This is a genomic window from Lutibacter sp. (genome assembly GCF_021647475.1).
Lineage (GTDB): Bacteria > Bacteroidota > Bacteroidia > Flavobacteriales > Flavobacteriaceae > Lutibacter.
Genome location: NZ_JAKIUR010000001.1, coordinates 73,163 through 93,309 on the forward strand (window position 1 = coordinate 73,163; position 20,147 = coordinate 93,309).

A 20,147-nucleotide genomic window follows, 5' to 3' on the forward strand; every position below is an offset into this window, starting at 1 on the left:
AAAATAATTAAATAAAAAGACAAGAATTTAAATTATAAAAAATGGATTTTAGTTATACTATTCTTATTCCCTTAATTCCTTTAGCCCTATTTGTTATTTTAGGAATATTTAGCAAAAAAATACCACCATCAATTTCTGGATGGATTGGTTCATTAGGCTTAGGAACTTCATTTGTTTTATCTTGGTATACCGCTTATTCTTATTTTCTAGGTGGAAAATTAAATGGTGTGTATCAAACTTTCATTTATAAAACCACTTGGTTAAATTTTACAGATAAATTACATATTGATATGGGCGTACTTATTGACCCAATATCTGTAATGATGTTAGTAGTAGTTTCTACCATTTCTTTTATGGTACATTTATACAGTAGAGGTTATATGAAAGGTGATGATGGTTATACACGTTTCTTTTCCTATTTAGCATTGTTTAGCTTTTCTATGTTTGGCTTAGTATTAGCAACTAATTTATTTCAAATGTATATTTTTTGGGAATTGGTTGGAGCTTCATCATACCTTTTAATAGGTTATTATTACACAAAACCATCTGCTGTTGCAGCAGGGAAAAAGGCTTTTATTGTTACCCGTTTTGCTGATTTAGGGTTCTTAATAGGAATTTTATTAATCAGCTATTATTCAGGCACTTTCGATTTTCAAGAAATTAATAGTTTACATGGAAGCATTATTACAAATTGGGCAGCCACTTCGTTTATGGGATTATCCGTTATCACTTGGGGATTAATTTTAATTTATTTAGGAGCTGCTGGTAAATCTGCAATGATGCCTTTTCACATTTGGTTACCAGATGCTATGGAAGGTCCAACACCAGTTTCAGCATTAATACACGCAGCAACCATGGTAGTTGCTGGTGTTTATTTAGTTGCACGTTTATTTCCTGTTTACTATTTTGTTGAAAATGGATTTGCATTGCAAATTGTTGCCTACGTTGGTGCGATATCTTCTTTAGTTGCAGCGATAATCGCAATTACTCAAACGGATATTAAACGTGTTCTGGCTTTTTCAACTATGTCTCAAATTGGATACATGATGTTAGCCTTAGGAGTTTCAAAATATGATGGTCATGAAGGATTAGGTTATATGGCTTCTATGTTCCATTTGTTTACACATGCTATGTTTAAAGCATTGCTATTTTTAGGTGCGGGTTCTGTTATTCATATAGTACATAGTAATTATTTAAAAGATATGGGGAATTTAAGAAAGCACATGCCTATAACACATATTACTTTTTTAATTGCCTCTTTATCTATTGCAGGTTTCCCTGGGTTTGCAGGTTTCTTTAGTAAAGATGAAATTTTAGCTGCTGCCTATGAAAACAATATGCTTATTTATGTTAGTAGTGTTTTAGTAGCAGGATTAACAGCTTTTTATATTTTCCGCTTATATTTTGGTATATTTTGGGGAAAAGACAATACATATGAACATACGCCTCACGAATCTCCTTGGTCTATGACCATACCAATGCTATTTTTAGCATTTATGAGTATTGCTGGTGGATATATTCCTTTTAGTGATTATATTTCCGCTGATAGTATTCCTTTTAAATCCCATTTAAATCTTCCTTTAGCTGCAATAGCTACTTCAATAGGTTTTATAGGAATTATTTTAGCATATGTATTTTATAAAAAAGAAAATAATTTACCTGAACGATTTGCAAATTCATTTGGCGTTTTCTATAAATGGACTTATCACAAATTCTATTTTGATGAAATCTACTTGTTTGTTACCAAAAAAATATTATTTGGAATAGTTGGTTTTTCAGCAGCTTGGTTTGATAAACATATTGTTGATGGAACTATGGTTGGCATAGGAAATACAACAGTAGCAATTTCTGAAAAAATTAAAGGATGGCAATCTGGAAAATTTCAAGATTATGCAATGTCCTTTGTTGGTGGTGGCGTAGTAATCGCAATGGTAGTTTTTTATATATGGATAAATTAATTTAATATAATGGATATTTTATCACTTTTTGTAGTTGTACCCGTTTTAACTGTTTTAGTTTTAGTTTTTGCTAAAAATTTAAAACAAGCAAGGGTAATATCGCTAATTGGTATGACAATTCAGTTTGCCATGTCTATAAATTTAATTTTCGCTTATATAAAAGAGCGAACTGTTAATACAGATATTATGGTTTTTACCAAAGATGCACTTTGGTTTGAAAACTTTAATATTCATTATAGCATTGGCGTAGATGCCATTTCTGTTTTAATGATCGCTTTAACTTCAACAGTTATTTTGGCAGGTATTTTCATTTCTTGGAAAGTAGATGATTTAGCTAAAGAATTCTTTGTTTCGTTAATTATTTTAGCGTCTGGAGTTTTTGGTTTCTTTATTTCTATAGATTTATTTACCCTATTTGTATTTTATGAAATTGCCGTTATACCAATGTATTTACTAATTGGCATTTGGGGTTCTGGTCCAAAAGAAAACTCAGCAATGAAATTAACGTTAATGTTAATGGGAGCATCAGCTGTGTTATCTGTTGGTATTTTAGGAATCTATTTTAATTCAAATGCTGATGGAGGTGCTTTAACCTTTAATATATTAGAAATTGCAAAAGTTCATATTCCTGTAGCAGCACAAAATTTATTTTTCCCATTTGTATTTATTGGGTTTGCAGTTATTGGAGCATTATTTCCTTTTCATACTTGGTCTCCTTCTGGTCACGCATCTGCACCAACAGCAGTATCTATGCTACACGCAGGTGTTTTAATGAAATTAGGTGGATATGGAATATTTAGAATAGCAATGTATTTATTACCGCTTGGAGCAATAAATTGGACAGACTTCTTTTTAGTTTTAGCAGGTTTTGGCGTTATTTATGGAGCTTTTGGTGCCGTTATGCAAAAAGATTTAAAATATGTAAATGCATATGCATCTGTAAGCCACTTATCCTTAGTTTTATTTGCTTTATTGATGCTTAATAAAACGGCTTGGACTGGTGCTATAATTCAATCTTTATCTCACGGTTTATTAACCGCATTATTCTTTGCTTTAATTGGAATGGTATATGGAAGAACACATACCAGAGAGATAGAAAAGTTAGGTGGTTTAATGAAAATACTACCTTTTATTGGAGCCATATATGTAATAACAGGATTAGCTTATTTAGGATTACCTGGTTTTAGTGGATTTGTTGCCGAAATGAATATTTTTGTTGGAGCATTTCAACATCCTGACATGTTCCATAGAATTATAACTATTGTTGTTATTTCCTCAATTGTAGTAACTGCCGTTTATATTTTAAGAATGGTTGGAAAAATTATGATGGGACCTTTATCAAATACGGAATACGCAAAGTTACCTAAAGCTACTTGGTATGAAAAAGCCGGATTAATATTACTTATGATTCCCGTTATTATTATTGGGGTAATGCCTTTTGGATTAAGTGAAATGATTAAAGCAAGTATTCAACCGTTTTTAGAACGATTATTATAAAAAATTAAGAAAGATGAACTTAGAAAGTTTACTATTGATGCGATCAGAAATAGGATTAATTATCATTATTTTATTGTTAATTATATTCGAAATATTTTCTAACAAAAAACAAAAAGCGGCTATTATTCCGTTTGCGTTAATTCTATTAGCTATAAATACTATAATAGGATTTTTTCCATTACAAACAGGTGAAATATTTGGTGGAATGTTTAGAACAAACACCTTATTACATTTCTTTAAAACGACCCTAAGCCTTGGTGTTTTAATATTATTACTTCAATCTGCAGATTGGTTAAAAGAAAAAGTAGTAGCTGAAAATAAAGCAACAGAATTTATAATTTTAATATTATCATCACTTTTAGGAGCAAATTTTATGATTTCCTCAGGTGATTTTTTAATGTTTTATATTGGCCTTGAGTTAACAACTTTACCTGTTGCTGCTTTGGTTGCTTATGAAGCTTCTAAAAGGAAATCAGCTGAAGGTGCTGTTAAATATATTTTATCTTCAGCATTAGCATCAGGAACGGCATTATTTGGAATTTCTTTATTATATGCAACTACTGGAACATTATATTTTGATACTATGGCAACGGTTCTAACAAGTTCTCATCTTGCCATATTAGGTTTTATATTTTTCTTTTCAGGACTAGCATTTAAAATATCGTTAGTGCCTTTCCATTTCTGGACTGCAGATGTTTACGAAGGAGCACCAATCAATGTAGCTTCTTATTTGTCTGTTATTTCTAAAGGTGCAGCAGTAGTTATTTTAATGATTTTACTATTTACCGTATTTAAACCTTTAATGCCTGCTTGGACTAAAGTTATTTATATAGTTACCATAGCTACTATGTTTACTGGTAATTTATTTGCTTTAAGACAACAAAATATGAAACGCTTTTTAGCCTATTCATCCATTGCTCAAGCTGGTTTTATTTTATTAGGTTTATTATCTGTAGATCAATTAGGAACAGCAACCGTTATTTATTTTGTTGCTATTTATATATTTTCAAATTTAGGTGCATTTGGTGTTGTTCAAGCAATTTCATCGGCAACAAATAAAGAAAATATGGACGATTATGAAGGCTTATACAGAACTAACCCTAAATTAAGTTTAGTTATGATGCTTGCGTTGTTTTCTTTAGCTGGAATTCCACCATTAGCAGGATTTTTTGGGAAGTTCTTTTTATATGCCGCAGCAGCGAGCAAAGGTTATTGGGTAATGGTATTTATTGCAGTGGTTAATGCAACCATATCTTTATATTATTACTTATTAGTTATAAGAGCTATGTTTTTACGTAAAGGTGAAAATCCAATACCTTATTTTAAAAGCGGAAACTATATGAGGCTAGGCTTGCTAATTGCTGTAATTGGTATTTTAGTAATTGGTTTATATAGCCCTATTTATGAATACATCTATTCATTCAGTAATGTTTTTTTTAATTAATATAGTATGAGACTAGGAGGCAAACATTTATTTGGAAGTATTGAAGATCAACGTGTAACTTTTGTTGAAAAAAAGATATCAGAAGATCGAAAAGATTTTTTAAAAAAATTATTAGAACATAATGGTTTTGAAGTGATTATTCAAGAAGAAAAACGAAAAAGTGAAGAAGATCCACAATTATATACAGTAGCTGTAACAGATATGACTTTTAACCCAACTATTTGGGTGTTTCAACGACGTTTAAAAACTTTTGATGGCAGAAAAGTAACGCATGATTATTGGAATCAAGAAACGGAAGAAACAAAACCTCAATATTGGAAAATTTAAAAGGTAAATATATATATTTAAAAAAGGAGTAACTTTAAATGAGTTACTCCTTTTTTTATAAACCTGAGTTCAATAAAATAATTACAGGACTGAAAATCAATAGCCTGCATCATTACGATGATTGAAGAGCAACAAAAAAAGAAGCAATCTCGCTAAAAATATGGAGATTACTTCAAATTATGCACTACCGTTTATAACTTTTGCAATAACGTTATAATTTTCAGTTGTTTATCGTGAACCTTATGTAGAACTTAGGTTATAAGTATTAGTTTTAATTAAACAATTGTTTTTCCTAAATATACCAACTCATTACCTTTTTCTATTTTATAGGATTCGGTTATGGAAGGAATTAAATGTATAACATCTTTATTATCTTTTAAAAATAATGGTATTGCAAACTTTTCTGATTGTAATTTTTTGAATAATTTTTGAAAATGCTCTTCTGAAGTTAAACTAACCTCATTCATAAAAGGATAATCGCGAACTACTTCACTTAAATTAATAAAATCTTCAGTGCTACAAAACAAACCTTTTTCAGGTTTAATAGTAGTATGCTGTTTCATTTCTTCCGAAGATATTAAACGAAATGCTCCTTGTTCTCCAAAGCTAGTTTTATATTTATCTAATACGTTTTGGTTCACTGTTGGGCTTCCTGTTAAAGCTAATAAAAATCCAATATCATTTAACTCAACATTTTCAACTAATTCATCGGAATACACATCACCTTCAAAAGCATCTAATCCAAGAAGTTTAGCTTGTTCAATATTGCTAACATTGCTATCTACCAGAACAACTCTTCGATTATTTTTTTTAAGATACATAGCCATTAAACGGGCAAAATTTGAAGCACCAATTATTAAAATTCCATTTGAAGAATCTAAAAACACACGAGTAATTTTAGCAACAAAACGAGCAGTAGTTGCATTTAATAATACCGTTCCTAACACAATCATAAACACTAATGGTGTAATTAATTCTGCTCCGGGTTCGCCAATCATAACCAATTTTAAACCAAATAAAGACGCAATACTTGCTGCAACAATTCCTCTTGGTCCAACCCAACTAATAAATATTTTTTCATTACGTTTTAAATCAGAATGAGAAGTGCTTAAAAAAACAGAAATAGGTCGTAAAACTAAAATTACAATTCCAAACAATGCTAATGTTTTCCAATTATAAATTAATAGTAAATCTTTTATATTAATATTAGCAGCCAATAAAATAAAGAGAATAGATATTAATAATATACTAAGTGATTCTTTAAAATATAATATATCTTTAAGTTCTTTTACCTTCATATTACCTAAAACCATTCCCATAATTACAACTGCTAAAAGTCCTGATTCGTGAGCAAATAAATCGGATAAAACAAAAATAGCCAGCACCCAAGCTAAGGTGATAACATTTAATAAATAATGCGGAATTAATTTATGTTTAATAGAATAAAATAACCCATAAGCCGCTGTAAACCCAATAGATGCACCAATAATTATAATTTTACCAAATTCAATTAAAGCATCTTTTGTATAATTATAACCTTCACCAACTATAATAAATTCGAAAACTAATACTGCTACTAAAGCACCAATTGGATCTATTAAAATTCCTTCCCATTTTAAAACAGCCGCTATATTTTTTTTTAGTGGAATGTTACGAAGTATTGGAGCTATAACCGTTGGACCGGTAACAATAATTAATGCGGAAAATAAAAAGGAAATTTGCCAACTTAAATTAAAAATATAATGTGCTGCTAAACCACCGCCAAAAAAAGTAACAGCAGCACCTAAGGTTATTAATTTTACTATTGAAGGTCCTACATTTAAAATTTCTTCTTTTTTTAAAGTTAATCCACCTTCAAATAAAATAATGCTAATGGCAAGTGAAACAAAATTAAAAAGTCGTTCTCCTGGAAACAATCCTTCTGTTCCGTTCCAAACAGGTTCAATAAGTTTAGAACCATTTTCAATAAACAATGTTGAAAATGGCCCAACAGCTAAACCAATTAATATTAAAGGAAGTATCGCTGGAATTTTAGATTTCCAAGCAAACCATTGGGCAAAAATTCCTAAAACAACAATACCTGCAAATTCTAACATAGTATCTTTTAATTACATTTTTTGACAATATACATACTATTTACCATTTTGAAAACGGCTTTTTAGAAAGCATTGCATTGTAATATTTGACTTTCCCTGTTACTTCTTTTCCTAACCAATCTGGTTTTTCAAAATTAGTGTTTTCTTCGGGGAGTTCAATTTCTGCAACAATTAATCCTTTATTTTCATTTAAAAATTCATCTACTTCAAAAAATAAATTATTGCTTGTAGGAATTATATAGCGATTTTTTTTTATAACTGTTGATTCACAAAGTAATAGTAGTTTCTCCGCTTCTTTTACTTTAATTTCTTTTTCCCATTCAAAACGTGAAATTCCGGTTTTGTTACCAATTCCTTTTACGGTAATAAATGCTTGTTGGTTTCTAATCCGAATTCTAACGGTTCGTTCAGGTACTGTAGATAAAAACCCTTGAGAAATTTGATAGCTTTTTACGGCATGTTTTTTAAAACTACCTTTTACTAAAAATTTTCTTTCAATTTCAATTGCCATTATTAAGTTTTAATTTTATTAAATGTATATCCGTTTTGTGTCATATTTCATATTTATACGTCCTAAACTCGTTTCAGCATCTCATAGTTTTTACTAATCCCCGATTTGTATTGATGAGACCCTGAAACAAGCCCGCCTGCTGCTGGCAGGTTCAGGGTAACGAACATTTTATGATTAATTACGGACAATCAATTTTATTATCTGAATTTTACTTCCCACGATATTGATAAAGAATAAATCCAAAAATAATTTCCAGGATCAAAACTAATTTCTTGATGTGTAATACCAAGAGTGGAACCCCATAAATTTTTATTATTTTTTGATGAGAAATAATACCCTCCACCAAATTTTTGAGAATTTAATTTAACAATGGCATTTTCATTCCCATTAAAATTAAACCGATCAATTTCCGGCGAATAACCCATACCAACTGAAACGCTAAAATAATTATTAGCGTCGTTTCTATATTTGCGGTAATTTAAGATTCCAGATTTACTACTACCACTATTATTTGGAGTAATATAAGTTCTAAACGCCCAATAACTATTTCCTGTATACCAAGCAATAGAGCCCGTGTAAATAGTAGTAGTTGAGCTATATTTTAAGGCTCTAAATCCTGCAGAAATTTCAAAACTTTTTGGTAACGATTTATATAATTCCGCTCCGTACCTAACATCTGGAAACAAAAAAGTATTAGCAAAACCTAAATTAACATAAGCATACAATCCATTAGCAATTCTTGGATATAAATCTACCTCAAACTGCACTCCATTTTCTTGAAATCTTCTATTAAAGTTCATTTTTACAATAATGCTTCCATATTTAGTTTGACGACTATATTTTAAAGTATGCAATTGCATAGGATCAAAAACATCTGAATACAAATCAACAGATGATTTTAATCCAATAGTATTATAACTTAATGCGTCTATAAGACCTTTTTTATATTCAATTGCTTTGCTGTTTTTTGGGCTATTTAGTAACACTTCCTGAACTGTTTCTAAAGCATCTTCAGGGTTTTTACCGTTTTGTTGTGCTTTTGCTTTTAGCAACAAAATCTCTTCATTATTTGGAAAGTGTTTTAGAGCTGATGTTGTTAATTCCAAAGCTTTAAAAGGTGATTCACTCCATAACTCGTTATTTATAGCTGCTATCCAAGTTGTTTTTCGTTTTGGATCTTTATTAAGCACATTCATAAACTCTTTTCTAGCTTTATTATAATTTCCATCCCAGGAATAAGTACTAGCCAAAAAAGCTCTAATATCATTATAATTTGGATATTTGGTTAAAATCAATAACAGCGTATCTTGTGCTTGTTTTCTGTGTTTATTAAACGCTAATTCGCGAGCTACTTTAAATGCAGTATCTGGGTTTCCAGTAAACTTTTTTTGCTGAGAAAAAACATGAAAAACAGACAAAAAGATTAAAGCGATAGTGAATTTAACAACTAATTTTAACTTTATAGGTTGCTCATTATATTTCATGGATTATTTTTATAGTTTGTCATTCGTAAAAAAACACTACTTATCAATTAAACAAAAAAGTTATTCTTGAACTTTCCTACAGTGATAAATATATTCTGTTGGTATATTTTTTATTGCTTTGATAGTACAATGATTAATAAATATTTTTTGAAATTTTTTGAAATTAAACTTTGTGTATAAAACTTGACTATAATAAGCATTGTTGACCAACTTATCATAAGCGTCTTGAATTATTTTATTTCCCTTTTCTTTCGAGAAAAAGGAAAAAGGTATTGACCCAATAACTCCATCAACGTTTTCCTTTACATGATTTTTAATGTTTTCTGCCCCATCATTTACTATTATAAGTCTGTCATCATTAATGTTTTTGCGAACATGTTCGCAAAAACTTTTTTTCACTTCAAATGCATACACCTTTGAAGTTGGTGCTATATTTTTTAATATTTCCCTTGTTATATTACCGTAGCCCATACCAAATTCAATAATAATTTTGTGGTCTCCTTTTGGAATATATTTACAAATTTCAATCTCTGCCTTTTTACTGGTTTCATAAATTGCTCCTGTAACAAATAGGTTTTTTGTAAACGCTAAGGATGTTTTTAATTTCGTAATCATTCTATTATTTTATAATGAGTGGGTTTTAACGTTAAACTCATCTATTAATTTAAAGATTTTTTAAACGTTTTATAATCTTTATTATCTGGATATTTAAGCAACAAACTATCCATAATTATTTTTGATTTATTAGTATTTTTTAATCGATTGTATGCCTTTGCCATTTTAAACCCAATATCCGAATTAGTTAATTTATTTTGTAATGCTTTTTTATAAATTCCAAAAGCTTTTTCATCTTGGTCAGACCACCAATACAAATCTAATAAAGCCGAATAACTATCAGAATAATATGGATTTCTTTTTGTTACATTTAATAACGTTGATTCTGCTTTTTTATAATTTTTATTCCAAGCATATACTCTTCCTTTTAAAGTTCTAGCATCATTTTGGTTAGGAAATTCATTTAAGATATAATTACATAATAATATCGCCGTTTTATACTTTTTATTAAATGCATTTTCTCTAGCTAGATTAAAAATCTGATTAAAATCTAATCCTTTAGTTAACTTTTTAATGGTGGTTAATTCTGTTTTAGAAAATTTAAAGTTTAATTTTCCATAAATATTTAATGAGTCTGGATAAATTTTATTTCGTTTAGTTAAGTAGGCATTCAAATTTTTAAATTTATCTAGCGAGTCCTTTATTTCCTCTTGTAACAGGTCTTCTTTTACTTTGTAAATTCCAAAGTCAGCATTTATTTTATACAAATTACCTGCTGAATAAAAATAATCTTTTAACATATAATCATCAATTTTTCCTTTATATCGCATAAATGCAATTTGATGGATGTTTCTAAATTTTTTTGCAGTGTCTAGCCCTGAACTAATCCATGCTACTTCTTTTAACGGATTCATTTTGTAATTATTTATCAAAAAAGAAAGTAAACTTGGCGTAATATCCCAATGTGAAGAAACTGATTTAAACGTTTCTGTTTTTTTTAATAAAGGACTTGTAATATACAATGGTACATGAAAACGGCATAATTTATCTTTTTGTGGAATTGGAATTAATCGATGATCTCCTGTAATAATAAAAATGGTGTTTTTGTAATCTGGTCTTTTGGAGTATGCTTCCATAAAGTTTTTTATAGAAGTGTCTGTATATAATAAACTAGCAAAAATATCTTTGTATTCTATTACTTTTTCTTTACTTATTTTTAAAACTTTTCTGGAATTTAAAATACTATCTACTTTTTTTAAATAAGTTTCTTTATTAGGAAAAGTAAAAGGCTCATGATTACTAAGAGTCATAACAATATCTAATCGAGGTGATTTTTTATGTTGTATAGATACTAACATTTTTTTAAATATTTCTTCATCTGGATAACCCCAAGAGAATCCACCATCATTAGCTTTGGTTATTTTATATGCTGAACCGTACTTGCTTTCATCAATTTCATTATCAATTTGATTGTATTCTAAAAAATTAATTTTTCTATCAAATTTAGAAGAACCACCAGAAAAATAAGATGTTGTATAGCCATTAGCTTTTAATACACTTATTAAGGATATATGAGATGGCGTATTTTGTATTTCTAAGAAACCTTTATCACCGAAAGGCAAAGAGGCTGTTATAGATGGTAACGACCCAAAACTTCTACCCGCATTACTTAAAAAATTTTCCCAATACAACGATTTTGGTATTAAGGAATCTAAATATGGGGTAAACCCTGCATACTTATGAGTGCCGATAAACTCACCTCCCAATCCTTCAACTATTATAATTACTATGTTTGGTTTAGTTTCTGTAATATTAAAAAATGGTTTTAAAACATCTTTTATTTTTGAAGAAGGTTCTAATAAAGGGTAATCATTTCTACTATATAAGTTTGCGTTGGTTCTGTGTTTTTCAGCTTGAAAATTAATTATATCAGTAGTTAGATATTGTATTTTATTTTGAAACTGCTCATTAGAAGCATTTGGTAATGCTAATTTTAAGCTACCAAATAACAAAACCATTAAAATTGTAATAATCAAAATTTGAGATGGTAATACTCGTTTTTTAAGTAAAAAATAAACCCCATAAAAAAAACCAATTAATATTAATAATGGCAATATGGTAATAAATGATAAAGATATTGATGTGGTTACGGTTGCATAAATATCATCATACGAATACCCTAATAAATCTGCTCCTAAATTAACATGAGTGGTTAAGCTATATTTTACTAAAGCTGCTTGTATAAATAAAATAATTAAAAATAGCACTTGAAATATTATAATTACACGTTTTTTAAAAATTACACTACACATCCATAACAACGGAAAAAGGACAATTCCAAGAATAACAATTGCCCAAAAATCATTTATTAATTTATACATTAAGATTACAAAAACAGAAAATTGTGTATTATACTCCGTTAAAGTCCATTCTAAAAAGCTGCCCGACCATACTAATATTAGTGCTGTAAATAAAATATATGCATAGCTATATAATAATTTTGAATTAAGCGTTTTCATATTAATTTAATCCTTTATTTAGTAATATTTCCCATCCCTTTTCTTGTCATTTCTCCCCATCTTTTCTTTTTATTAAAAAAATAATCTAAGTTTCCTTTAACAGCTGCGTATAAAATAAATGGATGCAGCACAAACGGCTCAATTAAACTGATGAGTACTAATTTAAATCCTGATCCTTTTTTTTTGTATTGATGATACGTTAATTCTTCAGAATAAATTGCCCCTAATGATAATAAAACAGTAAACATGTAAGCTAAAATAAAAAATGCTAAAGCATAATCCCATTTCACTTCCCTTAATATTATTAAAATTCCAAAATAAATAATACCTATAACCTCTATAACTGGAGCAAATCTCTCAAAAATTAACCAATAAGGATAACTTAGCAACCCTAAATTTCTATAATTTGAGTTAAAAGCTATCTTTCGATGTTTTCTTAAAACTTCAATAGTTCCACGAGTCCATCTATTACGTTGAGAAATAAATGTTTTGTAATTATCTGGAGCTTCCGTCCAACATAAAGGATCTGGAATATAAGCTACTTTATAATTCATATTTTGTTCCTCTAATTGTCTCCGCATTCGCACAATAATTTCCATATCTTCTCCAACCGTAGAAGTATCATATCCCCCAATTTGAATTGCAATTTTTTTATGAAACATCCCAAAGGCACCTGAGATAACTAACAAACCATTTAATCTACTCCAAGCCATTCTCCCTAATAAAAAAGATCGTAAATATTCAAGTATTTGGGCTTTTTCTATAAGTTTATTTGGCAAATTTACTTCCATTAATTTACCATCTTTAATAATACTGTTATTTACTATTCTAATAACGCCACCTGTTGCTACTACTTTTTTATTGGTAACTTCTAAAAAGGGTTTTACCATTTTTTGTAAAGCGTCTTCTAACAATAAACAATCTACATCAATACAAGCTACATATTTACTGTTACTAATATTCAAACCCATATTTAAAGCATCTGCTTTTCCTCCATTTTCTTTGTCTATGACTATCAACTTTTCAAAAGCAGGATTTGTAGATTTAAAAACTCCTTTACGTAATGGTTTCGTTTTCAATTGTGGATTTATCAAGTACTTTACTTTTACTAAATCATAAGCTTTTATTAATAATTCTAAGCTGTTATCCTTACTTCCATCATTTACTATAATAACATCATAATTTGCATAATGATTTGACAATAATGATCGAACATTTTCAACAATATTTAATCTTTCATTATATGCTGGTGCAATAATTGAAATGGAAGGTGCAATATTTGAAGAAAGTATTTTTGTGTAATCAACAAAATTATTTTTTTTAAAATAATCAATGGTTTCAAAAGCTGAAATTATAGACAAAATAATATAGGAAGAAATAGCCAAAAAAGCATAGGTAAAAAACAAGTAATGTATTACTTGAATTATAGCATTTAAGGTAATTGTATTCATACATTAATTATTTTGAATAAATTTTAAAATGTTATTGTCAAAATTGTTATTCTTTTTTAATAAATTATTAAAAGACTTCTCACTAATGTTTTTCAGCATTTTTAATGCGGAATATTGAATCTCAAAATTGTTATTGGTACTATTTTCAATAATAAAATCCTCGTCATTAGGTTCGTAAATATTTTCAAACATTTTTAAAGTTGCAATTTGTTCTTCTAAACTTCTCACTTTGAAACTATTTTTCAAAATTTCTTTAGCATCTAAAACTTGTAAATGCGTTATAACATCAATAACTTGTAATCTTATTTTTTGATTTGTGTGATTTAATAATTGTATCAGAGTATCAACGATTTCATACTTATTATAAATTTTAGCTAATTTTAATGAAAACAACACCACAGTTTCATTTTTAGATTTTAGCCAAGGAGTAATATCTGGAATTTCTTGATTCTCGAAATGTTTTAATTCTTCCAACAACTCAATTTGATCCCATTCGGATAAGTTAACTTTTAAATTATTTAAAAATTCGAGACCTTCAAAATGAAATAGGCTAACTAAATATAACTCCACTTCTTTACGAACTTCTTTTTTAGGATGTTTTAGTAATTTTTTTACCTCAGGATAGGCTTCTTTAACTTTAAATTGTGCAAGCTCTTTAATTCCATTAGCTACTATGTACCGTTTTTTACTTTTTATTTGCTGATATGCATATTCTTTTAAATTAGATTTTAAATATAAATTTTGAATAGCCCTTTCAATTTCTCCTGAAACTTCGTTTTTCAATTTTAATAAAGTTTCTACTATGATTTTTCGTTTAAAATCATCGTTTATTTTACTTTGAATGATTTTAATAAACTCATTTTGATGTTCACTTAATTCATTATCATTTGATTCTTCAAACAAATAAGATAATAAGAGCCCTTCGTACTTATGTTGTAATTTAATTTTTAATACTTCTTTTTTTCTTAATAAATTTCTTAAAAACTTTAAATAAATCGATAAGGTGATTACAATGCAAGCTAAAAAAGAACTCAAAATCCAAACCAATTGTAATTCAATTGGCAATTGCTGAAAATAATTTTGAAGAATTTTAAAAGTTTCCAAGTTAAAACGGTTTGGGATTAGATTAATATTCTTTTAATTCTAATTATTAATTCATTGGGACTAAAAGGTTTTGCCATAAAATCAGTTGCCCCCAAATTAAAGGCTTTTAACACCATTTCTTCTTGCCCAGCCGCAGAAAAAACAATAATTGGAGTTTCTAACTTTAATTTATTTTTTACGTGGCTTATCACTTCTAAACCACTAATAAATGGCATCATAATATCTGTTAGAATTAAATTTGGATTATGTTTTTCAATAAGTTCAATAGCTTGTTTTCCATCTTGAGCTATAAAAGCAGTATATCCTTCTTTTTGAAGTCTAAATTTTAATAATTGAGATAATGTGGTGTTATCTTCTGCTAAAACAATATTTTTTGTTTCGTTCATTCTCTTAAAGATTTAAGTTCAATCTTTAATTCTTTTTTCACATTCACTATAATACTCTTGCCTTTTTTTACTAAAGAATCTACATCTTCCAAATCTATTTCTTCTTTAAATTTTTGTTCTAAAGAAAATACTATAGGTTCTAATTTTGTAATACCAAACATACTAATGCTTGGTTTAATTTTATGTGTTTCTTTATATAAATCTTGCCATTTTTTTAGTTTAACTTTCTCATCTAATAACTGCATATATGCCTTTAAATCTTTAAAAAATAGTTCAATTAAAAGCACTAGAACAGTAGATTCATTAAGAGTTTCCTTCTCTAAAAATTCTAAATTTATATGCTTATAACTTCTTTTAACTTCATTTTTCATAGTAGGTTCAATTATTTTTGGATGATCACCATACTTCTTTAGAATTTTAAATAATTCGTCGGGTTTAAAAGGTTTAAAAATATAGTCATCCATACCCGCTTCTAGGGCTCTTTTAATCTCTGTTTTAGAGGTAAATGCAGTCATTGCAATGATTGGAATTTTTGAAACCTCCTCCGATATATCATTTTTAATAATTTTAGTTGCCTCATAACCATCCATAACAGGCATTTGTATATCCATCATAATAATATCATACAGTTGCTGCTGTGTTTTTTTTACGCCTTCAAATCCGTTATCGGCAATATCCACAGTGCAATTCCATCTTTGTAAACGTGTTTTTGCAAGTAATTGATTGGTTTTATTATCTTCAACTAACAAAATGGAATATCCTAAATTTTTATCATTTACTTCTTCTTTACTTTTTTCAGCATTAATTTTGCTACTATTTTTTTCTCCAATTTTTAAAGGTAATACCATTGTAAATGTACTTCCTTTTCCAAACACACTTTCTACTTTAATTTCTCCGTTTAGTAAGTTAATTAATTTTTTTACAATAGTAAGACCCAATCCTGTACCTCCATAAATTCTTGAAGTGTCGTTTTTGGCTTGTGTGAAAGCACCAAAAACTGAATTAATTTTATTAGACACAATTCCAATTCCAGTATCTTTTATTTCAAAAGAAATGGTCGCTATTTTATCATTTTCTTCTATTTTAACTACTGTTATGGTTACTCCACCTTTATCAGTAAACTTTATGGCATTACCTATAAGATTTAATAAAATTTGACTAATTCTATTTGAATCACTAACTACTTCAGAGGGTGTATTTGAATTAATAATTAAATCTAGTGAAATTCCTTTTTCTTGGGCTTTTACTCTCATTAATTTAACAACTTCATTTAAAGTTCTCTTTAAATTAAATGATGTTTTTTCTATTTCAAATTTATTAGATTCTAATTTAGAAAGGTCTAGTACATTATTTATAAGCGTAAGCAAAATTTCACCTGATGTATGCATGGTTTCTAAATGCTGACGCTGCTCTGTTGTTAATGTTGTTTCTAATAATAAATCCGTAAAACCAATAACTGCATTTAGTGGAGTTCTAATTTCGTGACTCATATTTGCTAAAAATTCATTTTTAACTTGTACCGATTCTTCAGCTGCTTCTTTCGCTTTTTTTAGTTCAAAATCTTGTAAAATTCTATCCGTAATATCTGATCCAATTGAAATATAAGTATCATTCACTCCCTTTGAATATTGCCATTCAATCCACTTATCTAATCCTTCTTTAGTTTTAAGTTTCTGTTTAAAGATATCTAAATAACTTCCTTTGTTTGAAAAAATATAATTATTAATGGCTTCTTTAGCATCTTCAGCTTTGTTTTTACTTAAAAACACTTTTTGCCACCAATTTCTACCTAAAACTTCATTTGCTGTATATCCTAATATTTTTTCAATAGAAGGTGATACAAAAATTATTTCTCCATTTTTATTGCTTACTAGAACAATAGATGGAATATTTTTTAATATTGCTTCTGATTGAATTTTATGTTCTTCTTTCTTTTTCCAATCGGAAATATCTACTCCTACAGAAACAAAATTGTTATTAGCACCTAAAGAGTCTCTCCACTCAATCCACCTACAACTTCCATCTTTACAAAGCATTCTTCGTTCATATACTTTTCCGTTTATAGGAGATTTATTAGATAATATTTTAATAACATTTTGCTTAAAGGCTAAACCATCTTTTTTATTACAATAGGTGTTTTCCCACCATAAATCACCTAATAAATTTTCAGTTTTGTAGCCACTTATTTTTTCAACTGCTGCAGAAACATATTTAATATGTCCTTTTTCATCTGCTGAAATTGCAATCAAGTTCGCATCGTTTAAAAGTAATTCTGAGGTTTTCACTTATTAATATTTTCTATTTTATTATTTAATTTTATTGATTGTCCGTAATTAATCATGAAATGTTCGTCACCCTGTACTTGTTTCAGGGTATCATTAATATAAATCGGTGATTGTCAAAACTATGAGATGTTGAAACAAACCCGCCTGCTGCTGGCAGGTTCAGCATGACGACGTATAAATATGAAGTATGACACTAAACGGATATACACTAATTTTATAATTTATCTAACGAATTTTACCTATTATTCAAAAACATGTACCATTTACTTGTAAATATAATTAAATTTTAGCTTGTTTATACCATTAATATAGATGTGTTTTTTGATTATCCGTAATTAATCATAAAATGTTCGTCACCCTGAACCTGCCAGCAGCAGGTAGGTTCAGCATGACGACGTATAAATATGAAGTATGACACTAAACGGATATACACATGTGTTTTTATTTAAAAAAAAAAAAAAGCCACTTAAAAGCGGCTTTCATTTAATCAAGAGAGGGGTTTATAAACGCTCAAAAACTAATTTGCTTTCAGCATTTGTATCACTATCAATGTTTTTAACCTCAACCCTAGCTGTTTGTACATCAACAGTAATCCAATCTTCATTAAATTCATTAAAAGGAATAATTTCATTAAAATTTAGTTCTAATTTTAATTTACCACTATCATATACAACTTCCCAGATTCCGTTAACAACATCGCTATTTTTTGTTGCAGTAACGGTACCATCAGTCATAAAATCTAAAACAAAATCATTATAATTACTAGTTTCACTAACGCCTTTATTCATAAAATCGGCTATTTCCCAAGTTCCTTCGCTTAATGTGTCTTCTAATAACGTTTTGTCTTCTGAACAAACTTTTTCTAAAGTAAGTTCATTGTCTTCAAAAGTTAAATCTATTTCAGAGAGGTTGTCATTATATTCGTGAAGATTCCAATTGAAAGAAAAATCGGATAATCCTTCAAAATTAATTTTCACCAAAATTTCAGTATCTGTTTGCTCTATAATCCAAGTTCCTTGTAATTCATTTCCGTTATTTTTGGCTACAACAGTGCCATCTTCATTAAAAGTAAAAATATAATTTGCGTATTGTTCGCTATTATCTTGCTCACTAATTTTTACAGTGCTAGGCATCCAACTACAAGTAAGCAACATTTCGGTAATTTGTTCAACGCTACAGTTTACACAATCATCATCATTATAATCATTATTATCATCTTCGTTACATGTATTTTTTGCATTATCAATTGCTGTTGCTAACTCATCCATATTATTAATGGTTTTTTCAGTTCCATCAGCTAAAACCATAGTAATAGGAAAATTAATTTGAACAATATCACTTTCGTTCATATCTTCTAAAAATAAATAGAATTGTTCATCATTTTCTACGGAAATAGTATCTGTAAGTTCATTTACTGAGTCAAAAATTGAAAAAGTAATTGGATATACAAAATCAATACATTCAATATCATCATCTGGTTCATTTTCTCCACCACACTGATTTACGTAATTTTCTAGTTCATCCATATTATTAATAGTAATTTCAGTATAATCACTTAAAATAATAGTAATTGGAAAAATAATGTCTAAATGATCTACATCAAAATTAAATTGGTCAAAAATAGTTTCAATTTCAGCATAATCTGCTTCAGATGATATTACAATTTCTAATCCGTTAACTATAACAGTTACAGGTAGTTGCACGCTTATACAACTAGCATTATCTATAATATTATCTTTTGAGCCATCTTTTGTAACTGTTTTTTCAACTAATGTTGCAACAGTGGTATTAGGTGTTAAAATCTCATTTTGTTGTGGTTGCACAACAGTTGTAATTTCTTTTTGACATGAAAAAAGAAATACAGAAATTAAGCTTAAAATAAAAAAGTAATTTTTCAGTTTCATATGTGTTAGTATTTAGGTTACAATAAAGGAACAGTTTTAAAGGCATTTACCCTACCTTTCCCTAAAAAAATATATATTTACAAAATAATAAAAAAATTGATGAATGCCAATAAAAAATAAAAATGAGTTCTGTAATGAAAAAAAGTTTACTTCTTTTTTTTTAGAGCAATCTACATTACTTTTTAACTATATATTTTATAAATGTGGCAATACGGATTTAGCAGATGATATTGTACAAGAGGCTTTTATTAAAATTTGGAACAATTGCTCAAAAATAATTCCGAATAAAGCAAAATCATTTTTATTTACTATTGCAACTAATTTATTTTTAAATGAATATGCAAAAACATCCGTTATTATTAATTATAAAAATACCATTAAAAAAGATTACACTAATGAGTCTCCTGAATTTATTTTGGAAGAAAAAGAATTTGAGGTGAAATTACAAAAAGCTATCTCAAATTTAACTGAAACACAACGCGTTGCTTTTTTAATGCACAGAATAGATGGGAAAAAATATAGAGAAATTGCGGAATTATTAGGAATTTCTATAAAAGCAGTTGAAAAAAGAATTCATAATGCTTTATTAAGTTTAAGAAAAGAAATTGATGAAATTTAAAAAAAGT

Annotated in this window: 15 protein-coding genes; 5 read left to right on the plus strand and 10 right to left on the minus strand. The window is 28.3% G+C overall.

Going from position 1 to position 20,147, the window contains the following annotated elements:
• The first annotated feature begins 41 nt into the window (after positions 1 to 41).
• Genes nuoL through L3J60_RS00410 form a run of 4 tightly spaced genes read left to right on the plus strand, consistent with a single transcriptional unit; the run spans position 42 to position 5,226 of the window.
• Positions 42 to 1,958, plus strand: a complete 1,917-nt coding sequence (nuoL, locus tag L3J60_RS00395) for an NADH-quinone oxidoreductase subunit L (RefSeq protein ID WP_291973244.1) — start codon at positions 42 to 44, stop codon at positions 1,956 to 1,958.
• A gap of 9 nt (positions 1,959 to 1,967) precedes the next feature.
• Positions 1,968 to 3,455, plus strand: a complete 1,488-nt coding sequence (locus L3J60_RS00400; protein ID WP_291973245.1) for an NADH-quinone oxidoreductase subunit M — start codon at positions 1,968 to 1,970, stop codon at positions 3,453 to 3,455.
• Between the two features lie 13 nt (positions 3,456 to 3,468).
• Positions 3,469 to 4,899 carry an NADH-quinone oxidoreductase subunit N gene (locus L3J60_RS00405; RefSeq protein WP_291973247.1) on the plus strand — a complete coding sequence of 477 codons (1,431 nt, stop codon included), beginning with the start codon at positions 3,469 to 3,471 and terminating at the stop codon, positions 4,897 to 4,899.
• 6 nt (positions 4,900 to 4,905) lie between these two features.
• On the plus strand, positions 4,906 to 5,226 hold the full coding sequence (locus L3J60_RS00410) for a hypothetical protein (protein ID WP_291973249.1): 321 nt from the start codon (positions 4,906 to 4,908) through the stop codon (positions 5,224 to 5,226).
• Between the two features lie 275 nt (positions 5,227 to 5,501).
• On the opposite strand, the gene L3J60_RS00415 is transcribed toward L3J60_RS00410, so the two are convergent.
• The 10 genes from L3J60_RS00415 to L3J60_RS00460 form a co-directional block, all read right to left on the minus strand.
• Positions 5,502 to 7,322 (minus strand): sodium:proton antiporter, encoded by a 1,821-nt coding sequence (locus L3J60_RS00415; protein ID WP_291973250.1) that lies wholly within the window; start codon positions 7,320 to 7,322, stop codon positions 5,502 to 5,504.
• Positions 7,323 to 7,362: 40 nt separating this feature from the next.
• Positions 7,363 to 7,833, minus strand: a complete 471-nt coding sequence (locus L3J60_RS00420; protein ID WP_291973252.1) for a CYTH domain-containing protein — start codon at positions 7,831 to 7,833, stop codon at positions 7,363 to 7,365.
• A gap of 197 nt (positions 7,834 to 8,030) precedes the next feature.
• Positions 8,031 to 9,317 (minus strand): YaiO family outer membrane beta-barrel protein, encoded by a 1,287-nt coding sequence (locus tag L3J60_RS00425; protein WP_291973254.1) that lies wholly within the window; start codon positions 9,315 to 9,317, stop codon positions 8,031 to 8,033.
• A gap of 60 nt (positions 9,318 to 9,377) precedes the next feature.
• Positions 9,378 to 9,932, minus strand: coding sequence for a methyltransferase (locus L3J60_RS00430; protein WP_291973257.1), 555 nt, complete (start codon positions 9,930 to 9,932; stop codon positions 9,378 to 9,380).
• 44 nt (positions 9,933 to 9,976) lie between these two features.
• Positions 9,977 to 12,391, minus strand: coding sequence for a sulfatase-like hydrolase/transferase (locus L3J60_RS00435; protein WP_291973259.1), 2,415 nt, complete (start codon positions 12,389 to 12,391; stop codon positions 9,977 to 9,979).
• Between the two features lie 14 nt (positions 12,392 to 12,405).
• Positions 12,406 to 13,842: a glycosyltransferase family 2 protein gene (locus L3J60_RS00440; protein ID WP_291973261.1), complete on the minus strand. Its 1,437-nt coding sequence runs from the start codon at positions 13,840 to 13,842 to the stop codon at positions 12,406 to 12,408.
• A gap of 3 nt (positions 13,843 to 13,845) precedes the next feature.
• Positions 13,846 to 14,946 carry a hypothetical protein gene (locus L3J60_RS00445; RefSeq protein WP_291973263.1) on the minus strand — a complete coding sequence of 367 codons (1,101 nt, stop codon included), beginning with the start codon at positions 14,944 to 14,946 and terminating at the stop codon, positions 13,846 to 13,848.
• Positions 14,947 to 14,963: 17 nt separating this feature from the next.
• Positions 14,964 to 15,332, minus strand: a complete 369-nt coding sequence (locus tag L3J60_RS00450) for a response regulator (RefSeq protein WP_291973265.1) — start codon at positions 15,330 to 15,332, stop codon at positions 14,964 to 14,966.
• On the minus strand, positions 15,329 to 17,617 hold the full coding sequence (locus tag L3J60_RS00455) for a response regulator (protein ID WP_291973267.1): 2,289 nt from the start codon (positions 17,615 to 17,617) through the stop codon (positions 15,329 to 15,331). Before L3J60_RS00455 ends, L3J60_RS00450 begins: the two co-directional genes overlap by 4 nt.
• A 500-nt stretch (positions 17,618 to 18,117) precedes the next feature.
• The gene (locus L3J60_RS00460) at positions 18,118 to 19,521 is read right to left on the minus strand and encodes a hypothetical protein (protein ID WP_291973269.1); all 1,404 of its coding nucleotides are present in this window, start codon (positions 19,519 to 19,521) and stop codon (positions 18,118 to 18,120) included.
• A gap of 103 nt (positions 19,522 to 19,624) precedes the next feature.
• On the opposite strand from L3J60_RS00460, the gene L3J60_RS00465 reads away from it, so the two are divergent.
• Complete coding sequence (locus L3J60_RS00465) at positions 19,625 to 20,140, plus strand: RNA polymerase sigma factor (protein ID WP_291973271.1); 516 nt, start codon at positions 19,625 to 19,627, stop codon at positions 20,138 to 20,140.
• Positions 20,141 to 20,147: the final 7 nt, after the last annotated feature.